At 34.0% G+C, this 20864-nt stretch carries 23 protein-coding genes; 9 read left to right on the forward strand and 14 right to left on the reverse strand.

The window, feature by feature from the left end:
* Position 1: 1 nt before the first annotated feature.
* Positions 2 to 718, forward strand: coding sequence for a 3-ketoacyl-ACP reductase (locus AAGV33_RS12255; protein WP_373392314.1), 717 nt, complete (start codon positions 2 to 4; stop codon positions 716 to 718).
* A gap of 64 nt (positions 719 to 782) precedes the next feature.
* Positions 783 to 1277: a hypothetical protein gene (locus tag AAGV33_RS12260; RefSeq protein WP_373392315.1), complete on the forward strand. Its 495-nt coding sequence runs from the start codon at positions 783 to 785 to the stop codon at positions 1275 to 1277.
* A 118-nt stretch (positions 1278 to 1395) separates the two neighbouring features.
* Here the strand turns inward: AAGV33_RS12260 and AAGV33_RS12265 are convergent, their stop codons facing one another.
* A complete protein-coding gene (locus tag AAGV33_RS12265; RefSeq protein ID WP_373392316.1) occupies positions 1396 to 2259 on the reverse strand; it encodes a L,D-transpeptidase in 864 nt (287 codons plus the stop codon).
* Between the two features lie 334 nt (positions 2260 to 2593).
* Positions 2594 to 3922, reverse strand: coding sequence for a tRNA (N(6)-L-threonylcarbamoyladenosine(37)-C(2))-methylthiotransferase MtaB (gene mtaB / locus AAGV33_RS12270; RefSeq protein WP_373392317.1), 1329 nt, complete (start codon positions 3920 to 3922; stop codon positions 2594 to 2596).
* A gap of 542 nt (positions 3923 to 4464) precedes the next feature.
* Here mtaB and AAGV33_RS12275 point away from each other — a divergent pair.
* Positions 4465 to 4920: a hypothetical protein gene (locus AAGV33_RS12275; RefSeq protein ID WP_373392318.1), complete on the forward strand. Its 456-nt coding sequence runs from the start codon at positions 4465 to 4467 to the stop codon at positions 4918 to 4920.
* Complete coding sequence (locus AAGV33_RS12280) at positions 4920 to 5252, forward strand: hypothetical protein (RefSeq protein WP_373392319.1); 333 nt, start codon at positions 4920 to 4922, stop codon at positions 5250 to 5252. Before AAGV33_RS12275 ends, AAGV33_RS12280 begins: the two co-directional genes overlap by 1 nt.
* A 357-nt stretch (positions 5253 to 5609) precedes the next feature.
* Here the strand turns inward: AAGV33_RS12280 and AAGV33_RS12285 are convergent, their stop codons facing one another.
* From AAGV33_RS12285 to hisS, 11 genes are all read right to left on the reverse strand, one after another.
* Positions 5610 to 6407, reverse strand: coding sequence for a Cof-type HAD-IIB family hydrolase (locus AAGV33_RS12285; RefSeq protein WP_373392320.1), 798 nt, complete (start codon positions 6405 to 6407; stop codon positions 5610 to 5612).
* 3 nt (positions 6408 to 6410) lie between these two features.
* Positions 6411 to 6710, reverse strand: coding sequence for a type II toxin-antitoxin system RelE/ParE family toxin (locus tag AAGV33_RS12290; protein ID WP_373392321.1), 300 nt, complete (start codon positions 6708 to 6710; stop codon positions 6411 to 6413).
* Between the two features lies 1 nt (position 6711).
* Complete coding sequence (locus tag AAGV33_RS12295; RefSeq protein WP_140485065.1) at positions 6712 to 6957, reverse strand: hypothetical protein; 246 nt, start codon at positions 6955 to 6957, stop codon at positions 6712 to 6714.
* Positions 6958 to 6994: 37 nt separating this feature from the next.
* Entirely contained in the window at positions 6995 to 7213 is a 219-nt protein-coding gene (locus AAGV33_RS12300; protein WP_373392322.1) for a putative signal transducing protein, read from the reverse strand.
* 19 nt (positions 7214 to 7232) lie between these two features.
* Positions 7233 to 7907 carry a DEAD/DEAH box helicase gene (locus AAGV33_RS12305; RefSeq protein ID WP_373392323.1) on the reverse strand — a complete coding sequence of 225 codons (675 nt, stop codon included), beginning with the start codon at positions 7905 to 7907 and terminating at the stop codon, positions 7233 to 7235.
* Between the two features lie 75 nt (positions 7908 to 7982).
* Positions 7983 to 9146: a sigma-54-dependent transcriptional regulator gene (locus AAGV33_RS12310; RefSeq protein WP_373392324.1), complete on the reverse strand. Its 1164-nt coding sequence runs from the start codon at positions 9144 to 9146 to the stop codon at positions 7983 to 7985.
* A 79-nt stretch (positions 9147 to 9225) separates the two neighbouring features.
* Positions 9226 to 10542 (reverse strand): ABC transporter permease, encoded by a 1317-nt coding sequence (locus AAGV33_RS12315; protein WP_373392325.1) that lies wholly within the window; start codon positions 10540 to 10542, stop codon positions 9226 to 9228.
* Between the two features lie 70 nt (positions 10543 to 10612).
* Positions 10613 to 11533 carry an ABC transporter ATP-binding protein gene (locus AAGV33_RS12320; protein WP_373392326.1) on the reverse strand — a complete coding sequence of 307 codons (921 nt, stop codon included), beginning with the start codon at positions 11531 to 11533 and terminating at the stop codon, positions 10613 to 10615.
* 158 nt (positions 11534 to 11691) lie between these two features.
* Positions 11692 to 12807, reverse strand: coding sequence for a molecular chaperone DnaJ (gene dnaJ, locus AAGV33_RS12325; RefSeq protein WP_373392327.1), 1116 nt, complete (start codon positions 12805 to 12807; stop codon positions 11692 to 11694).
* Between the two features lie 48 nt (positions 12808 to 12855).
* Positions 12856 to 13434 carry a nucleotide exchange factor GrpE gene (locus tag AAGV33_RS12330; protein ID WP_373392328.1) on the reverse strand — a complete coding sequence of 193 codons (579 nt, stop codon included), beginning with the start codon at positions 13432 to 13434 and terminating at the stop codon, positions 12856 to 12858.
* Between the two features lie 327 nt (positions 13435 to 13761).
* Complete coding sequence (hisS, locus tag AAGV33_RS12335) at positions 13762 to 15576, reverse strand: histidine--tRNA ligase (protein WP_373392329.1); 1815 nt, start codon at positions 15574 to 15576, stop codon at positions 13762 to 13764.
* Positions 15577 to 15847: 271 nt separating this feature from the next.
* Here hisS and AAGV33_RS12340 point away from each other — a divergent pair, with 271 nt between their 5' ends.
* Both AAGV33_RS12340 and AAGV33_RS12345 read left to right on the forward strand, forming a co-directional pair.
* Positions 15848 to 17089, forward strand: coding sequence for an ABC transporter permease (locus tag AAGV33_RS12340; RefSeq protein ID WP_373392330.1), 1242 nt, complete (start codon positions 15848 to 15850; stop codon positions 17087 to 17089).
* A gap of 81 nt (positions 17090 to 17170) precedes the next feature.
* The gene (locus tag AAGV33_RS12345) at positions 17171 to 17530 is read left to right on the forward strand and encodes a four helix bundle protein (protein WP_373392331.1); all 360 of its coding nucleotides are present in this window, start codon (positions 17171 to 17173) and stop codon (positions 17528 to 17530) included.
* Positions 17531 to 17594: 64 nt separating this feature from the next.
* On the opposite strand, the gene prmC is transcribed toward AAGV33_RS12345, so the two are convergent.
* Positions 17595 to 18479 (reverse strand): peptide chain release factor N(5)-glutamine methyltransferase, encoded by an 885-nt coding sequence (prmC, locus tag AAGV33_RS12350; RefSeq protein WP_373392332.1) that lies wholly within the window; start codon positions 18477 to 18479, stop codon positions 17595 to 17597.
* A 249-nt stretch (positions 18480 to 18728) separates the two neighbouring features.
* On the opposite strand from prmC, the gene ribD reads away from it, so the two are divergent.
* The 3 genes from ribD to AAGV33_RS12365 all read left to right on the forward strand — a co-directional run.
* The gene (gene ribD / locus AAGV33_RS12355; protein ID WP_373392333.1) at positions 18729 to 19772 is read left to right on the forward strand and encodes a bifunctional diaminohydroxyphosphoribosylaminopyrimidine deaminase/5-amino-6-(5-phosphoribosylamino)uracil reductase RibD; all 1044 of its coding nucleotides are present in this window, start codon (positions 18729 to 18731) and stop codon (positions 19770 to 19772) included.
* A complete protein-coding gene (locus AAGV33_RS12360; protein WP_373392334.1) occupies positions 19765 to 20367 on the forward strand; it encodes an HAD family hydrolase in 603 nt (200 codons plus the stop codon). The genes ribD and AAGV33_RS12360 overlap by 8 nt, the downstream gene beginning before the upstream one ends.
* Before the next feature lie 79 nt (positions 20368 to 20446).
* The coding region (locus AAGV33_RS12365; protein ID WP_373392335.1) for an IMPACT family protein at positions 20447 to 20864 on the forward strand (418 nt) is incomplete at its 3' end.

Consider the following 20864-nt stretch of genomic DNA (forward strand, 5'->3'; position numbering starts at 1 on the left):
CATGATCGATTTAAAAAACAAAAATGCGTTGATTACAGGCGCAGGAAAAGGAATAGGAAAAGCCATTGCCATTGCATTAGCTAAAGAAGGTGTAAACATTATTTTAGTAGCCAGAACACAAGACGACATTGATGCCGTAGCATTAAAAATCAAATCTTTAAGAGTAAAAGTATTAGCAATAACTGCCGATGTTTCGGATATTAATTCCGTAAACGCTGCTGTTGAAAAAGCCTTGGCCGAATTCAAAACCATAGATATTTTAATCAACAATGCAGGAATTGCGGCTTTTGGAAAATTCTTAGAACTAGAACCGACGGAATGGGAACGCATTATTAAGGTTAATTTAATGGGAACCTATTATACTACCCGAGCCGTTTTACCTAATATGATCGAAAGACAAACAGGTGATATCATCAATATTTCATCTACAGCGGGATTAGCAGGAAATGCACTTACAAGTGCTTACAGTGCTTCTAAATTTGCTGTGCTGGGATTGACCGATTCGCTGATGCAGGAAGTTCGCAAACACAACATTCGAGTTACGGCTTTAACGCCAAGCACTGTGGCTACTGACATGGCTAAAGATTTAAAATTAACCGATGGAAATCCAGAGAAAGTAATGCAATCCGATGATATTGCAGAATTAATCATTGCCCAGTTAAAACTCAACCGACGCGTGTTTATTAAAAACAGTAGCATTTGGTCTACAAATCCCTAAAAAATAAATTCCAAATATAAAATTCCAAATTCCAATTATTGGAATTTCTTAAAAACTTAACAAAATGGAACAATATTTAAGACAATTAATTTCAATCGAATTTCAAGATAAAAAAGAAGTTTACAATGGCTTTCTGATTGACTATTCTGATGATTGGATTTTATTAAGAAATAATCCTATTGACTTTATAGTTGATGGTTATGTTATTCTTAGAAATAAGAATGTAGAAAACATTTACAGAGATGAAGACATTGAATTCACTGAAAAAGTAATTCGGTTAAAAGGTCTAAAAACAAATGCTGAAGACATTATTCCTATCAAAGATTTAGATGCTATTATTCGCTATATTGATAAGAAACACGGTGTTTTTCAAATTGCAAAAAAGTCAGCTAAATCCGCATATTTAGGAAAACTGATTGAATTAAACAATGAAGAACTAACTATTGACTTTCTAGATATTAGAGGTGAATTTGGAGGCGAATTAAGTTTTAATCCCGAAAAAATAAGAGTCATTGAATTTGACACCAATTACATCAATTCGTTAAAATTATTAATTTAGGATAACCCAAAATAATTGCTGAATAAAACCATTAAGAAGTTCAATTGTATTAAGTTTTACGCTTAATCTTATTGAACTTCTTAATGGTTTTAAAATTTTGAGAATCTGTAGTTCTTTCTTACTTTTTCCCCTGAACCGTTTCTCTATTTTTTTGTTCTTTTAAAATAGTATTCATATGGGACTGCGTTTCTTTTTCAATATCACTTTTTGAAATTTCCAAACTATTAGGACTTGAAACTAACTGATACCAAGGTTTTGGTTGTCCAAATGGATAAGCTCCAAAAACAATTACTGGAGTTCCTTTTACCTTTACGTTTTTATCATCCTGAAGTACCCATTCATCAGCCCAGGTATAAAGTTTTTTAGCATCACTTTCCTGAAGTCTCAAACAAGAATGTGAGGCTGGATAACCCGGTAATTCATATTGATGCCATCCTACACCTAATTTATTTTCAATATTAAAATTCCATTTTAAATCCCACTCGTCGTTAAAAGTACTGGTTGTTTCTTCGGCTTTCCAATTGGTAAAAAACAATCCTGTCGGCGTTTTATCTTTTTCCCTTCCCATATTTGTTGGTCCTGTGTAAACCAATTCTCCGTACTCATAAGCTCCAAATGTTTGTGTTGGATAGGAGAAGTAAATAATTTTACTAATATCTTCCAAATAGGGAACCTGAAGTGGAAATGGCAAATAATGAGCTATATCACCTTTGGTGTCATTTGGCACAACAATAGAATCTAATTTTTTAAGATTTTGTGCATCGATTCGATTAATAGCAGAAACAATCTGAAATTGGGTGCTATCATTTGCTGATTTTTCTAACCAACTTTTAGTCTTTTCAAAATGATAAGTAATAGTATTGGGTTTCTTACGTTCAATTTTCACTTCCTTTTTTTCTTCTTTTACCGTTTTGTTATTTTCTTTACAAGACAATAAAACAGAACAAACTAATGCACTAAGTATAAATAATTTTGGCTTCATAATGATTCAATTTTAATTGTCCTAAAATTACCTCATTCGCCCGCTTTTACCCTTATACAATTAAACAAAGAGTTTATAAAATTTAAACTTTGGGAAAAGTAAAAACAATTAAACCATGAAGAGATTTAAGAAAGTTAAGAACACTACTAATCTTATTTTTCTTAATTTCCTTCATGGTTTAAAAAAAAACTTATATGGACTTATATAATGAAAATTAAAAACCATTAAGAAATTAAGGTTAATTAAGGTTTTGCGCTTAATTTTTCTTAATCTCTTAATGGTCTAAAAAACTTATATTACTCCTGCCTGTCGGCAGACAGGTATATGTTTAAATCTAAACCAAAGCTGAAGCAAATTCCATTCTCACGCTTCCGTCTTCATCAATTTTAGTCAAATTGATTTGGTGTAAAGTATTGACTAATTCCGGATTCCAAGGCGTTTTTACTTTTACGTAATTCTCGGTAAAACCATGAATGTAACCTTCTTTATTTTCGCCTTCAAACAAAACCGTTCTGCTGGTTCCTAATTGACTTTCGTAAAAAGCACGGCGTTTTTTAACCGATAATCCACGGAGCATTTTGCTGCGTTTCGCGCGAACATTCGACGGAACAACGCCATCCATTTCGGCAGCTTCGGTGTTATCACGTTCTGAATAGGTAAAAACGTGTAAGTATGAAATATCCAAATCATTCAAAAAATGATAGGTTTCTAAGAAATGTTCATCCGTTTCTCCAGGAAAACCCACAATCACATCCACACCAATACAGGCGTGTGGCATCACTTCGCGAATTTTATTCACTCTTTCAGTATAAACTTCACGCAAATAACGGCGTTTCATCAACTTCAGAATATCATTACTTCCAGATTGTAACGGAATATGAAAATGCGGTACAAAAGTTCTGCTTTTCGAAACAAATTCAATCGTTTCATTTTTCAATAAATTCGGCTCGATAGATGAAATTCGCAAACGCTCAATTCCTTCCACTTCATCCAAAGCCTGAACTAATTCCAGAAATGTATGTTCGTGTTTTTTATTTCCGAATTCTCCTTTTCCATAATCGCCAATGTTTACACCGGTAAGCACAATTTCCTTGATGTTTTGCTTCGAAATTTCATAAGCATTTTTCAATACGTTCTGTAATTCATCACTACGGGAAATTCCACGAGCCAGCGGAATCGTACAATACGTACATTTATAATCGCAACCGTCTTGTACTTTCAGGAAAGCACGGGTACGGTCGCCAATGGAGTAACTACCTACATAAAAATCGGCTTCGGCAATCTCGCAGGAATGCACTTCGCCCATATCGTTTTTAGACAAATCGTTAATGTAATCAGCTAATTTGAATTTTTCAGTAGCGCCTAAAACCAAATCCACTCCATCTACATTCGCCAGTTCTTCGGGTTTCAATTGGGCATAACAACCTACAGCAGCGACAAACGCTTTGTCATTCAGCTTCATTGCTTTACGCACCACTTGTTTGAATTGTTTATCGGCATTTTCAGTCACCGAACAGGTATTGATGACATACATATCAGCCACTTCCTCAAAATCCACGCGATCAAAACCTTCGTCTTGTAAGTTACGGGCAATCGTCGATGTTTCCGAAAAGTTCAGTTTACAGCCCAGGGTATAAAAGGCCACTTTTTTTCTGTTTTCCATAAGTAGTCTCTATTTAATGAAATCGTTGTCAAAAAAATAGAGTGCGCAAATTTACAAACAAATACGAGAATACCGTAACGAATTACAATTATATATAAAATAACAGGATTGTCCGCTAAGCGGACTAAATAAAAAAACAGACCACAGATGACACTGATGAACAGATAAAAAGGAAGTCCGATGAGAGCGAAACTCTTTCAGAAGCTAAAAAGAACCTGTCCGAAGCATATAAATAGGAGTCCGAAGACCGTGGGAAGCTGACAGAAGCTCTCAGGAAGCAGTCCGAAGACCGTGGGAGGCAGTCCGAAGCTCGTGAGAGGGCATTATTTTTGCTTCGGACGCCTTATTTTACTTGACTTAGCATAAAAATCGCTCTACAAAGCAAAAAAAATAAAATAATGGTACACAAGTATTATTTTCTATATTTGAAAGAAGAATAAAACGAAATAAAACCTTCGCCAATCTACCCGATTTTGGGTGTATATATGAGGGTTTTTTATGGGTATATACTAGTTAGTGGCAAGGCTTGACGACAAACAGACATGGAAGAAAATCAGAAAGAAATACAACGACAGTTCAGACAACAGCAAGAGAAATATGTTTATTACGTTCTCGCTTTGACAGTTTCTGCAATCGGCTTTGCAATTTACAAGACAAGCGGACTTCCGCTTAAATGGAGTCAAGTTACCTTAGGACTATCTGTAATATCTTGGGGCATAAGTATTTTTTGCGGGCTTATGTTCATTAAATATGTTATCAGTAATTTGTATGCTAACAACACTTACTTCGACATTCTTGCCGGCAGACATCCAGACTCAGGAAATAATCCTGGCAAAATAAAAGCAGGCGTCGAAGGTATAAAGCAAGCAATTAAATCAAATGCAGACACCGCAAGTAATTATTTTAAATGGCAAGGCAGACTATTTTATGCTGGTATTGTTCTTTTCATTCTTTGGCATGTAACTGAAATGTATTTATTAAGCAATAATCATTGTTAATGTCACACGAGCATCCAGACAAAAAAGAATTAAAAGTAAAATACAAGGCCGACTTCAAAAAAATTCAGGACTTTGTAAATACGTTTGACCCGTGCGGACTTATTTTTGGCGGTGCGCCAGACAACGAATACGACTGCTTGACAAGCCATTTGATAAGCGGAGTTTATACGAATAAATCAAGACAAGACCTCAAGGAAATTATCTTGCACGAAATCAATGATCATTTCGGAACGCCTGACTTATTAATAATAAAGAAACCACACAAGACAGAATTTTATAAAGACCTTGACAAACTACTTGACAAACTTGAAAGTATAAAGCCCAGCCACTAACAGCGCCTAAGCACATTTTTTTGCGTGTTAACGCTCAAATACATAACTTGGACAAGCAAAAAACTGTGCCTAGGCGCAAAACGTTAGCAATTTAAAAACCTGCTCAGCAAAGTTTAGCTCGCTGCGCAAATGTCTCCGACTTTGTGCCAACAAAAGTGAATTAATTACATTCTTCAATACTTTGTAGAGTTAAAAAAAAGGCTCTTCAATACTTTGTAGAAATACTTGATGAGATTGCCACGCTATCGCTCGCAATGACAATCTCCTGAAACAAAAAAACCATTAAAAAATCAAGATTAAGAACTGCTCTTAAATTACCTTAATTTTTTAATGGTTTAAATTATAATTTAAAAAAACCTAAGCCAATATAAATCTTTGGATTACCTCAGCAACACCGTGATTATTATTAGAAGCTACAATCACATTGCCTTTGTCTCTTAAATGATCATCCACATTGTCAACCCAAACACCAAGACCTGCATATTCAATCATCGTTAAATCGTTACCTGCATTCCCCACCGCAATCACTTCTGACTGTAAGATGTTTAATTTGTCAGCCAGAAATTTTACACTGGCACCTTTATCGATTCCGTTTTGAGCGGCTTCTAAGAAAAAAGGTTTAGACATACATACGCTCAAATGTGGCATCGTTGCTTTTAAATCGGCTTCTACTTCTTTCAAATAACCAGGTTCTTCCAGCAAAATACATTTTATCGCCGCCGATTGAACACGCTCTTTGAAATTAGGCACCACTTCGTGTTCTAATCCAGTGATATCAATTTCGATATCAATATATTCTGAACGGGTTTCGCTAATTACTTTTCCGTCTAGATACGTAATAATATGCGTTTTCTTTTCTTGGCTGTAATCATACAAAGTATGAATTTGTTCCTGAGTCAGGGTTTGTTCGAAAATGATTTCATTAGTTTTTAAATCGGTAATTACGGCTCCGTTAAACGAAATCATATACGAATCCATTAATCCCAAATCTCTGGCATATTCAATCATCGCAGGCGTTGGTCGCCCAGAAGCTAAAATAATTTGTACACCTTTTTCTTTGGCTTTAAAAAGCATCGCTCTATTTTCATCCGAAATGATATGGTCATCGTTCAACAAGGTATCATCCATGTCAAGAACCAACATTTTGTATTTCATCTTTTATTTTTTTAATCTACTATGATTTTGTCTGGTATCAAAAATTTGAAGAATTCTAATTTCAGTTTCCGAATGAATTTTATAAATAATCTTATAATTTCGAACAATCATTCTTCTGTAAGGTTCTCCTAAAAATTCATCCACCTGATATTGCTCCGTAAAATGAATGTTTTTACTCTGCGTAACAATATCTCTAATGACATTTTTAGCTCCTTGAGGTGACTTTAATTGGAGAAAATCAAAGATTAGTTTTAAATCGGCTTTGGCTTGATTATCCCAAAGTGTCCTAATTGGCTTTCCCATGTTACCAATTTTCGATTTCTTTTTCTAAATCTTCAAGTGTAGTATAATTACCGGATGTAATTCGTTCATCAGCCTCTTTAACCATATTGATATATTCTTCTTTATCTACCGGATAACCGCTAATAGTATGGGCAACAGTTTCTTTATCTAAAACTATTTTCAGCGCCATTATTTTTTTGAGTTTACTTTCATCGTTAATATGAAGCAACCAATCCAACAATTCTATTTTCTTTGCATCTATATCCATTTCGACAGTATTAATTAGAACAACAAATATACAACTATTAAATATTCAATCGAAACTCCTCAATTACAGGATTGGCCTTAGAAAAATCAGTTTCCTGAATGAACAATTCTACTGCCGAACCTGAACTTCCAAAACCAGCCAATCTAGCCGATTGAATATTGTCTTTTATCACCGTATCTACACCTACTGCTTCAATTTTTTCTTTTAATGCCAAAGCTAAAATTTCACTTCCTGAAAACACTTTCATTAATCCCATGGTACTCTATTTTTTATTTTTATTCTTCTTCTCCGTCCTTTTCTTCGTCTTCTAAATCGTCTTCATCTTCATACTCCACATCATCTTCAAAATCAAATATTTCAGGCTCTTCCATCATTTTTTCTGCCAGAATTTCTATTCTTTCTGAAAATTGATCTCCAAAAATAATACGCTGTGTTTTAGCAATACTATTCGAAATACGCATAATTTTAGTTTCGTGACGCAATTTCAAAATTGGATTAGCATCATCTAGTATGAACATTTTCAATCGGTTTACATTGTAACCCGCCGTAGAAAACATATCATTCAATTTATTTGGAGTACCAATTAAAACGTCGATTCCAGTTGAAACATAATTTTTATCATAATCCATATCGCCTTTATCATGCACACCATACACTTCCAGTTCACTATACTTTCCGTACTTTTCAAAAAGCGCTTCCATTTCTAAAACTTTGTCTTTGTCTTCCACAATAATCAAAGCTCTTGGCGATTCTTCAACAGAACCTATCAATCGCTGAATTACGTTTAACACAATTGTAGTCGTTTTTCCTTCTCCATCCGGAGCGATAATAATACAATCGACACCGCTTTTTATAGTCGAAAAAGTTTCTTTTTGGATATCATTTGCCTCGGTTAATCCGTTTTCAATTAATCCTTGCTGTAACTTTTCGTTTATTTTTTTTAGTTTCATATTTTTAGTTGTACGTTATGAGTTATGCGTTATATGGTTAAACTTCTAACCTATAACTCCTAACCCATTACTATTTTATTTGGAAGCAAACAGCTTCACGTCATTTTCAGAAATTTGGCTTCCGCCAAGGATAATCAAACGCTCCACCACATTGCGTAATTCGCGGATATTTCCCGTCCAATCGTATTCTTGCAACAATTTGATCGCATCATCCGAAAATTTCTTCACTGCATTTCCTTGTTCTGAAGCAATTTTATCTGCAAAATGTCTTATCAACAATGGAATATCTTCGCGTCTGTCATTCAGCGAAGGTACTTTAATTAAAATTACTGCCAATCGATGGTACAAATCCTCACGAAAACGCCCTTCTTCGATTTCTTTTTTCAAATCTTTATTCGTCGCAGCCACTACACGTACATCGACTTTAATGTCTTTGTCAGCACCAACTCTGGTAATGATATTTTCTTGTAAAGCACGTAATACTTTGGCTTGAGCCGAAAGACTCATATCGCCAATTTCATCCAGAAAAATAGTTCCTTTATCGGCCGCTTCAAACTTTCCTGCACGGTCTTTCACCGCCGAAGTAAAAGCCCCTTTTACGTGACCAAACAATTCGCTTTCTATCAATTCTGACGGGATCGCAGCACAATTCACTTCGATTAAAGGAAAACTGGCACGCTCACTTTTTTCATGCAATTGGTGTGCTACTAATTCTTTTCCAGTTCCGTTAGGACCAGTAACTAATACACGAGCTTCGGTTTGAGCAACCTTATCAATCATCAATTTGATGTGATTAATTGCTTCACTTTCGCCAATCATTTCGTAGTTTTTACTGACTTTTTTCTTTAGAATTTTATTTTCAACTACCAGTTGTTTTCTATCTAAAGCATTTCGAACCGTATTCAGCAAACGATTCAAATCAGGTGGTTTTGAAATATAATCAAAAGCCCCCAAACGCATCGTATTAATTGCCGTTTCCATATCGCCATGACCAGAAATCATCACCATCGGAATTTCAGGCTTTATCTTTTTGACTTCTTCTAATAATTCGACACCATCCATTTTTGGCATTTTAATGTCGCAAAGAATCAGGTCGTAATCGTTATTTTTTATTTTTTCGTAACCCGAAACGCCATCTTCAGCTTCTTCAACCTGATAAGTATCATTTTCTTCCGAAAGAATTTTAGTAAGCACTCTTCTAATAGCGGCTTCGTCTTCGATAATTAATATTTTACTCATTTGTTTATTTGGTTATTTGATGATTCGGTTAATTGGTTAAGCAAATAACCAAATCCACGAATTAACGTATTAACAATCTTTAATATTTTAACCAACGGTATAATTCTTTCCAACTTGGTTTTTTCCCGTACATCAATATTCCTACGCGGTAAATTTTGGCGGCAAACCAAACCACTAATAAAAATGTTCCAAACAATAACGCAATCGAAACGGCTATTTGCCATAACGGAACTCCAAAAGGAATTCGCATTAACATAACAATTGGTGAAGTAAGCGGAATCATCGAAAAAGTAACTGCCATTGTACTATTCGGGTCATTCACTACACTAAAAAAACCAACATAAACACTCAACATCAAAGGCATAATTACTGGCAAAAGAAATTGCTGTGAATCGGTTTGATTATCTACAGCAGCACCAATAGCAGCATAGAAAGAACTGTATAAAAAATAACCTCCAATGAAATAAACCACAAAACCAATCAAAATACTGGCAATAGGTAAATTCCATAATTCTTTGATAAACAACTGAGCCGTTCCTGCAAATTCTGTTTGCGAATGTTCCATTAAAGCTGGAGATAAACTAGCCGATGGACCAACATTTACTCCAAAAAACACCGAAGCGGCAAACAACAACGAAAGTCCAATAATTACCCAAATGGTAAACTGTAAAATTCCCGCTAATGATGTACCAATAATTTTGCCAATCATCAACTGAAAAGGTTTTACTGAAGAAATAATAATTTCTACAATACGATTTGTTTTTTCTTCAATCACGCTACGCATTACCATATTTCCATAAATAATAATGAACATCATAATGAGATAACCAAAAGCGCCTCCAATAGCAATTTTAGCTTCGTTCAATCCTTTTAAACCTTGCTCTCCCGAAGTTTTAGCTATATTAATATTTACACTAGCCTGTGCTTTTTTTATCGCCAAAGTATCTAAATGAGCATTTTCCAGATTGATTTTGGTTAACTTTTTAGCAATAATATCTTGTGCATTTTCAATAAATGAAATACTCGGACTGGAGTTAGAAATAAATTCAATTTTGTTTTCTAAATCGTGTACATCAGTGGTTTTTGGGATAACCAATACGCCTTCATAACCATTATTGGTAATACTATCTTTTAAAAATTGATTGTCAATTTGGGAAAAATCAAAGTATTTGTATGCGTTGTCCTCGGTATTTTGAGCTATGAATTCGTTGACAAACAAACCCGTTTCGTCATGAATAGCCACGCGTTTTATATCGGCTTCCATCGAACTTAAATAGCCAACAAATACCGCTATTCCCACAAACAATAACGGACTTAAAAAAGTCATTACAATAAAGGATTTGTTGCGCACTTTGGCAAAAAACTCTCTTTTTATAATTAGTGATATAATGCTCATACTTCGCAAATTTCAAATTTTAAAATCTCAAATTCCAAAGGATTGGAATTTGGAATTCATTTATTGTTTTTTATTTAGTTACCGTTTGTATAAAAATATCGTTTACACTCGGAATTTTTTCTACAAAATGAGTGACTTGTCCGCGCTGAGTTAAAAGATGCAATAATTCATTTGGAAGTGAATTTCCAATTTGAATTTCGAGTTTTAATTCTTTATTTAACGATTTAAAATGAGCGGGATTGACGGTGAATTTTTGCGTAATATCAAACATCAAACCTTCTACATTATCGGTTAAAACACCTACTTCAAAACTATTGGTTTTATGTTGTCTTTTAACGTCTTCTAATTTTCCTTCGATTAATTTATTCGATTTGTGAATCAGAGCTATATGATCGCACAATTCTTCCACACTTTCCATTCGATGTGTCGAAAATATAATAGTAGCACCTTCATCACGCAACGCCAGAATTTCATCTTTAATTATATTGGCATTTACGGGGTCAAAACCAGAGAAAGGTTCGTCGAAAATCAATAATTTAGGTTTGTGCAACACACAAACTACAAACTGGATTTTCTGTGCCATTCCTTTAGAAAGTTCCTGAATTTTTTTGTTCCACCAACCTTGAATTCCCAATCGGTCAAACCAATATTCCAGTTGTTTTTTGGCTTCAGCCTTAGACAAACCTTTCATTTGTGCCAAATACAAGCATTGCTCACCAACTTTCATACTTTGGTACAGACCTCTTTCCTCGGGAAGATAACCTATATATTGTACGTGTTTGGGTTGCAATTTTTCGCCATCCAGAATAATTTGACCACTATCTGGCATGGTAATTTGATTAATGATTCGAATAAGGGAAGTTTTTCCGGCACCATTAGGGCCTAAAAGTCCGTAAATACTGCCTTTAGGAACAGATAAAGAAACTTCGTTTAGCGCTACATAATTGCCGTATTGCTTCACTACTTTATTGACTTCTAATAAGGTGTTCATGCTGATTTTTTGAATTTTCTTCTTCGGTTGGGTCTTTTTGACCTTGCGATGGTAAAAGTAAATAATTACAAATTAAATAGCTTGAATTGTTTTATAAAAAAAGTCCATCTTCACTTTCATGGGATGGACTTCTTGCTATTTATTGTTATTCGAAAAAATTAAGAAAACATATCTTTTACTTTTTCGAAAAATGATTTGTCTGATTTTTCAGGATTTGGAAGAAAGTTATCATCTTCTAAGTTTTTTTCGAAAAATTGTTTTTGCTCTTTATTCAATGTTTTGGGTGTCCAAACATTAACATGAACTAACAAATCTCCATTTCCATATCCGTTGATACTTGGGATTCCTTTTCCTTTCAATCGAAGAATTTTTCCAGATTGGATTCCTTCTTCTAATTTGATTCTAACTTTACCATTAATGGCTTCGATATCTTTTGAAACTCCAAGAATAGCTTCTGGGAAACTTACATATAAATCATAATGTAAATTTTCGCCTTCACGTTTCAGGAATTCGTGTTCTAACTCTTCGATAGCAACAATTAAATCTCCAGGAATACTATTTCCTGGCGCATCATTTCCTTTGTTAGAAACTTTTAATTGCATTCCATCCACAACACCTGCAGGAATTTTAATAGAAACCGTTTCGTCTTCTACAATCATTCCTTGAGCGTCAGCGTTAGCTGGTTTTTTATCTAAAATTTGACCAGATCCACCACAAGCAGGACAAGTTGTCGCTGATTGCATTCTACCTAAAATAGTATTAGTCACTCGCATTACCTGTCCTTGACCATTACAAGTAGAACAAGTTTTATAAGAAACTCCAGGAGCCTGAACTTTACGTTTTACCTTTACTTTTTTCTCAACACCATTAGCAATTTCTTCCAAAGTCAGTTTTACTTTGATACGTAAATTACTTCCTTTAGCACGACGAACTCCACCTCGGCTTCCGCCTCCGCCAAAACCACCAAAACCACCTCCAAAGATATCACCAAACTGACTGAAGATGTCATCCATATTCATGCCGCCATGACCTCCGCCAAATCCACCAGAACCATCAAAAGCCTGATGTCCATATTGGTCGTACTTTGCTTTTTTGTCAGCATCTCCTAAAATTTCATAAGCTTCTGCCGCTTCCTTGAACTTTTCTTCTGCCGCTTTGTCTCCAGGATTTTTGTCAGGGTGAAATTCTATTGCTTTCTTTCTGTAGGCTTTCTTTATCGCCGCAGCATCAGCATTTTTAGAAACACCTAATATGTCGTAAAAATCTTTTTTCATTTGTATTTATTTTTTTCAAACGCACTTATAGTACATTTCTACTCGAATTTATTGCCCAATAACTACTTTTGGGAAACGAATAATTTTATCTCCTAGCTTGTATCCTTTTTCAAGAACATCTACTATTTTACCTTTTAATTTAGGTGATGGTGCAGGAATTTGTGTAATTGCTTCTGCAAAGTCTGCATTAAAAGCATCTCCAATTTTCACATCAACTAACTCTAAACCTTTAGAAGACAAAGTGTTTTTCAATTTTTCATGAATCAACTCTACCCCTTTTGTCAAAGTTTCATCTTCTGATTTAGCAATTTCAATAATCGCTCTGTCAAAATCATCTAAAACAGGTAACATGGCTAATAAAACTTCCTGATTGGCTGTTTTGAATAATTCAATGCGCTCTTTTGAAGTTCTTCTTTTATAGTTTTCAAATTCAGCAAATAATCGTAAATGTTTATCTTTTTCATCTGCTAAGTCTTTTATCAATTGCTCTTCAACACTTAACTCCTCAGTAACTGCTTGCTCTTCGCTTGCTGTATTTTCCAATGTTACGTCATCCATTTCTTTATCGATTTCTGTATTCTCAGTACTCATATTTCCCTTATTTTTAAAAATATTCTTAAACTTCATTTTTACACTTTCCTTTGGATAGCAAAAGTACTGCCAAATCATTCTAAATGTCAAATTGTCACACTTTTTCCTAATAGCTATTTTTGCAGCCTCTTTTTTCTTAAATTATTCTTTTTTGAAGTTAAAATTAAAATTTTAATAAATTTTTAAGACATAATCCAAATAGATTCTATATGTTTGTTATTAGGTAATAATCAATCTCTGATTTTCGATTTGAAATACCGAAAATTACAGTTGATTACAAAACAATTATTAATTCGCGATTACTTATACTAAAAAAAGCTTTGTCTACAGACAAAGCTTTTTTTGTTTTTATGCGGTTTTGAATTAAACTAAAGCATTCTTTAATCCTTCAAAATCTAATATTACTTGTTCTCCCGAAACTAAATTCTTAAGCGAATAGGTATTCGAACTCATTTCTTCTCCTCCTACAATCACTGCAAAAGGAATATTGCGTTTGTCAGCATGCTGAAATTGCTTTCCTACCTTAACATTATCAGGATACAATTCGACTTTTATACCTTCAGAGCGCAATTTTTTAATCGCCTGCAAAGCATAAAAAGCTTCCTGATCTCCATAATTTATAAACAAGGCTTTAGAACTTGCCGTAACGGTTTCTGGAAACAAACCTAATTCTTCGATAACCAAATAAATTCGATCCAATCCAAAAGAAATCCCAACACCCGACATTTTATTCTTAGAATCGAAAATTCCGGTCAAATCATCGTATCTTCCACCGCCGCCAATAGAACCCATTGCTACTCCTTTTGGAGCAGCCACTTCAAAAATAGCTCCTGTATAATAATTTAAACCACGTGCCAAGGTTACATCCAAATCTAAAATTGCAGTAGCTAATCCTAATTTAGTCACGTTATCACAAATAAAACGTAATTCTTCTACTCCTTTCATCCCTTCTTCTGAAGCGGCTAAAAGCTGTGATAATTTTTCAATTTTCTCCGAAATGCTTCCAGTGAAATTAAACAAAGGTTGCACTTTTACAATAGCATCTTCAGAAATTCCTTTTTCAATCATTTCCTTCTTAACACCGTCTTCACCAATTTTATCTAATTTATCCAAAGCCACTGTAAAATCAATCAACTTATCCGAAGCACCAATTACCTCAGCAATTCCAGATAAAATTTTTCTATTATTGATTTTAACCGTTACTCCGTTTAAACCTAAAGTACTAAAAACCGTATCATATAATTGTACCAATTCTACTTCCTGCCACAAGGATTTTGAACCTACTACATCGGCATCACATTGAAAAAATTCTCTGAAACGTCCTTTTTGCGGGCGATCCGCACGCCAAACCGGTTGGATTTGGTATCTCTTAAAAGGAAATTCAATTTCGTTTTGGTGTTGCACCACATATCTTGCAAACGGAACGGTCAAATCATAACGCAACGCTTTTTCAGAAATTTGGGTTGTTAGTTTTTTACTCTCAATCAATGTGAAATATTTTCCTAAAACCCTAAAAACTCTCCTCTCAATAAATTCCTTGACAACTTCACTATCTGCAATATCACAAGATTCACAATCTTTTATTGCGTTATAAATATTTTTGTTTAATACTTTACTGGATTTTAAACTTGAAATTTCTTCTAAAATAATATCCTTTAATTCATCTGAATAAAAATTTTGCAATTTAAATTCATAATTATATTTAGAATTCATTTCTGAGACTAATTTTTCAATAAAATCTTCTGAGACTAATTTCTCTAATACTTTTTCATAAGCCCTATCAATGATAATTTCAATTTCTTGGCGATTATCTTCTAATGATAAATTAGATATGCTCTTTATTTTTTCCTCATAGAAATTTTCAACATTTTGCTGACTTAAACGTAGTGACAATTGAGTAACAACATTCTTAAAAACACTATTTAAATATATTGAAAGAATATTTTTTATTTCTCCGAGATAATCTCCAGAATTCAATATTTTAAAAATCAATCGATCGCCTTCTTCTCCATATTTCCCCATCAAGGTTTCTGAATTTTCAAACGAAGGTGTTTCAATCGGTTGGAAACCAAATTTCTCAAAATTACTTTTTATAGTCTGGATAATATATTGACGTTTAGCCACCTCAGCAGGTGAAAAATCTCTTGTTCCTTTAGGAATACTTGGTTTTGATGCCATTTTTAAAAGTTAGAAGTTATTAGAGTTGGAAGTCTGAAGCTGGGAGTTGGGAGTCTGAAGCTAGGAGTGTAAAGTTTGAAATTTTGGAATTAGAAATATTAAACTTTAATCTTCTTTCTTCCAACTCCCAGCTTCAGACTTCCAACTTCCTTCTTCCAGCTCCCTACTACACTTCGCTTTTCTCACTGCAAATATCTTATTTTTAAAATAAATAACTCGCCTTGAAAACAAACTTCTCTCAAAAATTGTATTTTCGTATCAAACTATTACGATGAGCAATCTATTAAAGGAAAATATAAAAATAGCTTTTGGTTCGATTAAAACCCAAATTCTAAGAACATCACTTACTATAATAATTATTGCCATTGGTATTACCGCACTGGTAGGAATTCTTACAGTAGTTTCAGCTTTAGAAAACACCATTTCTTCTGATTTTGCTTCTATGGGAGCCAATACCTTTAATATCAATCGGTACGAAAACACCGTTAAACAACAAGGCGGCGATGAACGAGAAATCATCAATCCAATTATTTCTTATCCTGAAGCTGTCGCATTTAAAAACAAATACAATTTTCCGCTTTCGCAAACTTCACTTTCTTTTAAAGCTACTTCAATCGCCGAAGTAAAATTTGAAGCTCAAAAGACCGATCCTGAAATTTCAGTTATAGGTGTCGACGAATATTTTGTAACCAATTCTGGATTAGAAACCAGTTCAGGACGAAATTTTAATAATTTTGATATCAGCAACAACAATTATGTTTGCGTGGTCGGTTCGGATTTCGAAAAAGGATTGTTAAAAGATGTCAATCCTATTAATAAAACCATTTCTATTCGTGGCGCGCGATTTAAAGTGATTGGTGTATTGAAAGAGAAAGGTTCCACATTTGGCAACAGCCAGGATTTAAGAGTTTTAATTCCTATTCAAGTGGCTCGCTCGCTTTTTACCGCTCCTAATATCAATTACAACCTGAGCGTAATGGTAAATAATAAAGAGTTTCTGGAACAAGCCACCGATAATGCCATTAGCACGATGCGTAGCATCCGAAAACTGAGTCCCATTAAAGACAATAATTTTGGTGTGGTTCGAAGTGATGATTTGATTAACCGAATTCTTAGCATTACCCAATATTTAGGTTGGGCATCATGGGTCATTGGTATTATTACAATTTTAGGATCGTCGATTGCTTTGATGAATATTATGATCGTTTCGGTTACGGAACGCACTCGGGAAATCGGCGTTCGAAAAGCATTAGGCGCCAAACGTTCTACTGTTGCCATTCAGTTTTTTATAGAAACCTTACTTATTGGACAATTAGGCGGATTAGCCGGAATTATTTTCGGAATCTTAATTGGCTACGGAATTGCCAGTGCTTTAAGTTTTGCATTTGTTATTCCGTGGGGTGCTATTTTTGCTGCTTTTTTAACCAGTTTTATTGTGGCTATCGTTTCTGGATTGTATCCGGCTATTAAAGCAGCTGTGTTAGATCCTATTGAAGCGTTGCGATATGAGTAGTTCAGAAGGTAGACTTCAGAAGGCAGACTTCAGAATTAAAAAAGGAGATATGAGATAACAGTTTTAACTAAAAAATAAAAGATGAGATTTCAAGATTTATTAGCTTATAAGAAATCATTTGAATTGTCAATGTTGATTTTCAAAATGACCAAATCCTTCCCAATTGAAGAGAAATATTCATTAACAGACCAAATTAGACATTCCTCAAGAAGTGTTTCTGCTAATTTAGCTGAAGCTTCACGAAAAATAAGATACGAAAAACACTTTATTTTAAAACTCACAGACTGCGACGCAGAAAATGCAGAAACTCAAGCATGGTTAGAATACTCCGTTGCATGTGAATATATTTCAGAAGAATTATTTAGCGAACTAACTGCTAAAAGCTTAGAAGTTGGAAAACTCATCAATTACATGATTAACAATCCTGATAAATTCTCTTAAAACCTACTCTCTAGAATCTGAATTTATATTCTGCTTTCTGCCTTCTGAGTCTGCTTTCTGAAATCTAAATTCTCCCAAAAACCATTCGATCATTCCCATAAATATCTTTTCTCAATTCAACATTTTTGAAATTCATATTTTCAAGTAAATTAATCATTTCTTTTCCTAGATATTGATTGATTTCGAAAAATAATTGTCCGTTTTGAGATAGATTTTTCTGAGCTAATTCGGCTATTTTTCGATAAAAAATTAAGGCATTATCATCTTCAACAAAAAGTGCCAAATGCGGTTCATTGTCCAAAACATTTTTCCTGATTTCCTCTTTTTCTAAATTTCGAACATAAGGCGGATTTGAAACAATGATGTCGAAATAAGCGGGAAGTGGGAAGTGGGAAGTGGGAAGTTTTCCAAAATCTTCCAATAACAATATATCGGAATTAATAAATACTACTTCAACTTGATTCCTTACAGCATTTTTTTGGGCTGTAGCCAAAGCTTTTTCAGAAACATCAATTGCGAAAACCTTTGCATTCGGAAGATTTTTCGCCAATGAAATTGCAATACAACCACTCCCGGTTCCAATATCCAAAATCCTTAACTTCTGACTTCTAATTTCTGACTTCCGACTTTTAATAATCCAATCTACTAGCTCTTCGGTTTCTGGTCTCGGAATCAAAACATTTTCATTGACTTCAAATTCCAAACCGTAAAAATGAGTTTTTCCAAGCAAATACTGAACTGGAATTTCTAGTTTTAGTTGTTCCAAAATGGCATTCCAAATCCCGATTTCTTCTTCCGAAAAAACCAAATCAGGCTGCAAAGCAAGGTCAATTCGTTTCAATTGCTTTTTATCTTCTAATATCAAATAGAAAAAACTCTCAGCTTCGCCTTCATCACAAATAGTTGAAAGCGCTTGAATAAATTGAGATCTATATTGTTTGATTTGCATATTTTTAAAATTTCTTGGTGAAACAAGAAAAACTTATTTTCCAACCTTATATCAGATTGAAAAATTAAAATCTTTCCATTCACCATTTAGATATTAAGAAACATTGAGCCTAAATTCCCTTAAATATCTTAATGGTTAAATTTTTTTTTTACTGTTAAGCTTCCAAAAAGCAAAAATAGCAATAGTTTATTGTTATTTTTAGTGGTTTTAAAACTAAATCATAAACTCAAAAATAACTACTTTTGCCTTGTGAAGATACATGAAAAATACTTGGCGCGCTGCATTGAACTAGCCCAAAACGGCTTAGGAACCACCTATCCTAACCCGATGGTGGGTAGCGTTATTGTTTATGAAGGGAAAATTATTGGCGAAGGCTGGCATAAAAAAGCAGGAGAACCGCATGCCGAAGTGAATGCCGTAAATTCGGTTAAAGACAAATCGCTTTTGCAGAAAGCTACCATTTATGTTAGTTTAGAACCTTGCAGTCATTTTGGAAAAACGCCACCTTGTTGCGATTTAATTATTCGAAATAAAATACCGAATGTAGTTATCGGAACTATAGATCCTAACGAAAAAGTAGCTGGAAACGGCATCAAAAAATTACTTGAAGAAGGAATAAATGTTACTGTAGGCGTTTTGGAAAACGAATGCAACGCACTTAACAAACGGTTTTTTACTTTTCACCAACAAAGACGACCGTATGTTATCCTGAAATGGGCTGAAAGTCAAGATGGTTTTATTGCGCCAAACGAAAGAAACGAACAAAAACCCGTCTGGATTACCAATCAATATTCGAGACAACTAGTTCATAAATGGCGAAGCGAAGAACAGGCCATTCTTGTTGGGACGCAAACTGCTATAGATGATAATCCGAAACTAGACGTTCGGGATTGGACTGGAAATAATCCCGTAAGATTGGTTTTAGACAAAAATAATCGGATTCCTAAAGAAAGTTTCTTGCTGGACAATCAAATCAAAACGATTGTTTTTTGCCAAACAAACACCAATACAAACCAAGAAAACCTTATGTTTGAAAGAATTGATTTTGAACAAAATATAGCTTCTCAAATTTTAGAAACCTTATTTAAACATCAAATTCAATCGGTAATAATTGAAGGTGGCCGTCAAACATTACAAACTTTTATTGATGCAAATCTTTGGGACGAAGCACGTATTTTTAAAGGAAAAGCTACTTTTAAAAACGGAACAAAAGCGCCAGTTATACAATTAAAAACAAACCAAAAACAGTTCATTTTAGAAGATGAACTTATAATATTTACCAATCATGATTAATGCTATTATTTTTGATTTTGGAGATGTCTTTATTAATTTAGACAAAAAAGCCACTATTGACGGACTTAAAAATTTAGGTTTAGAAGAATGGAATGCCGATTTAGATCAGTTAAATATTCAATTTGAAAAAGGAAATATTTCAAAAGACGATTTTTTAGGTGGATTTCAAAAACAGTTACCTAATGCATCTATTGAAGAAATTCTTAAGGCCTGGAATGCTGTTTTATTGGATTTTCCGCTCTATCGTCTGGAATTTTTACAAATGCTTTCTCAAAAATACCGTTTGTTTCTATTAAGCAACACCGACTCGATTCATATTAACACATTCGAAAAAAGAGTTGGCACTTCTTTCTACAGCGATTTTTACCAATGTTTTGAAAAAGTCTATTTTTCATTCGAAATGGGAATGCGTAAACCCGATAAGGAAATTTATCATTGCGTTTTGAACAACCACCAATTACAACCCAAACACACTTTATTTGTAGACGACAAAAAAGAAAATACAGATGCCGCACAAGCATTAGGCATTCATGTTTGGAATCTTCAGGTAGGTAAAGAAGATGTGATCGATTTATTCGACAAAGAAATACTGTAAACAATTGCAATAACAAAATTCAATGGCAATGGCAATTCTTTTTTGAAATTGATTTTGATATTACCATTGTGATTGAACAATGAACGACACTTATAATACCATTGCATTTCCATCCGAAGAAATTCTTTTTAAAGAAAAAGGAAGTAAATTCTTTGGTTATGCCTTTCCCATAATTTCTGATGAAGAAGTCAAACCCATACTTGAGGTTTTAAGAAAAAAACATCCTACTGCCTGTCATTATTGTTACGCTTACCAAATAGGCACTGAAAAAACAAATTACAGAGCCAATGATGATGGAGAACCCAGCAATTCGGCAGGAATGCCTATTTATGGGCAAATCCAGTCTTTTTCAGTAACCAATATACTTCTAGTTGTTGTTCGTATTTTTGGCGGAACTAAATTAGGTGTGGGCGGATTAATTACTGCTTATAAAACAGCCGCACAAATCGCACTTGAAAATTGCTCCATTATAGAAAAAACTATCGATATTCATTATT

It is taken from the genome of Flavobacterium magnesitis (assembly GCF_041729735.1).
In the GTDB taxonomy this organism is placed as follows: Bacteria; Bacteroidota; Bacteroidia; order Flavobacteriales; family Flavobacteriaceae; genus Flavobacterium; species Flavobacterium magnesitis.

What these genes read in the sequence shown, in the direction of transcription:
- hisS (WP_373392329.1), bottom strand. Translation starts at nt 15,576, where the DNA reads ATGGCATCAAAACCAAGTATTCCTAAAGGAACAAGAGATTTTTCACCT.
- AAGV33_RS12345 (WP_373392331.1), top strand. Translation starts at nt 17,171, where the DNA reads ATGAGATTTCAAGATTTATTAGCTTATAAGAAATCATTTGAATTGTCA.
- AAGV33_RS12300 (WP_373392322.1), bottom strand. Translation starts at nt 7,213, where the DNA reads ATGGGATTAATGAAAGTGTTTTCAGGAAGTGAAATTTTAGCTTTGGCA.
- AAGV33_RS12330 (WP_373392328.1), bottom strand. Translation starts at nt 13,434, where the DNA reads ATGAAGTTTAAGAATATTTTTAAAAATAAGGGAAATATGAGTACTGAG.
- AAGV33_RS12315 (WP_373392325.1), bottom strand. Translation starts at nt 10,542, where the DNA reads ATGAGCATTATATCACTAATTATAAAAAGAGAGTTTTTTGCCAAAGTG.
- AAGV33_RS12280 (WP_373392319.1), top strand. Translation starts at nt 4,920, where the DNA reads ATGTCACACGAGCATCCAGACAAAAAAGAATTAAAAGTAAAATACAAG.
- AAGV33_RS12265 (WP_373392316.1), bottom strand. Translation starts at nt 2,259, where the DNA reads ATGAAGCCAAAATTATTTATACTTAGTGCATTAGTTTGTTCTGTTTTA.
- prmC (WP_373392332.1), bottom strand. Translation starts at nt 18,479, where the DNA reads ATGCAAATCAAACAATATAGATCTCAATTTATTCAAGCGCTTTCAACT.
- AAGV33_RS12285 (WP_373392320.1), bottom strand. Translation starts at nt 6,407, where the DNA reads ATGAAATACAAAATGTTGGTTCTTGACATGGATGATACCTTGTTGAAC.
- AAGV33_RS12340 (WP_373392330.1), top strand. Translation starts at nt 15,848, where the DNA reads ATGAGCAATCTATTAAAGGAAAATATAAAAATAGCTTTTGGTTCGATT.
- AAGV33_RS12305 (WP_373392323.1), bottom strand. Translation starts at nt 7,907, where the DNA reads ATGAAACTAAAAAAAATAAACGAAAAGTTACAGCAAGGATTAATTGAA.
- AAGV33_RS12290 (WP_373392321.1), bottom strand. Translation starts at nt 6,710, where the DNA reads ATGGGAAAGCCAATTAGGACACTTTGGGATAATCAAGCCAAAGCCGAT.
- AAGV33_RS12320 (WP_373392326.1), bottom strand. Translation starts at nt 11,533, where the DNA reads ATGAACACCTTATTAGAAGTCAATAAAGTAGTGAAGCAATACGGCAAT.
- AAGV33_RS12275 (WP_373392318.1), top strand. Translation starts at nt 4,465, where the DNA reads ATGGAAGAAAATCAGAAAGAAATACAACGACAGTTCAGACAACAGCAA.
- AAGV33_RS12255 (WP_373392314.1), top strand. Translation starts at nt 2, where the DNA reads ATGATCGATTTAAAAAACAAAAATGCGTTGATTACAGGCGCAGGAAAA.
- AAGV33_RS12310 (WP_373392324.1), bottom strand. Translation starts at nt 9,146, where the DNA reads ATGAGTAAAATATTAATTATCGAAGACGAAGCCGCTATTAGAAGAGTG.
- AAGV33_RS12295 (WP_140485065.1), bottom strand. Translation starts at nt 6,957, where the DNA reads ATGGATATAGATGCAAAGAAAATAGAATTGTTGGATTGGTTGCTTCAT.
- AAGV33_RS12260 (WP_373392315.1), top strand. Translation starts at nt 783, where the DNA reads ATGGAACAATATTTAAGACAATTAATTTCAATCGAATTTCAAGATAAA.
- dnaJ (WP_373392327.1), bottom strand. Translation starts at nt 12,807, where the DNA reads ATGAAAAAAGATTTTTACGACATATTAGGTGTTTCTAAAAATGCTGAT.
- AAGV33_RS12360 (WP_373392334.1), top strand. Translation starts at nt 19,765, where the DNA reads ATGATTAATGCTATTATTTTTGATTTTGGAGATGTCTTTATTAATTTA.
- mtaB (WP_373392317.1), bottom strand. Translation starts at nt 3,922, where the DNA reads ATGGAAAACAGAAAAAAAGTGGCCTTTTATACCCTGGGCTGTAAACTG.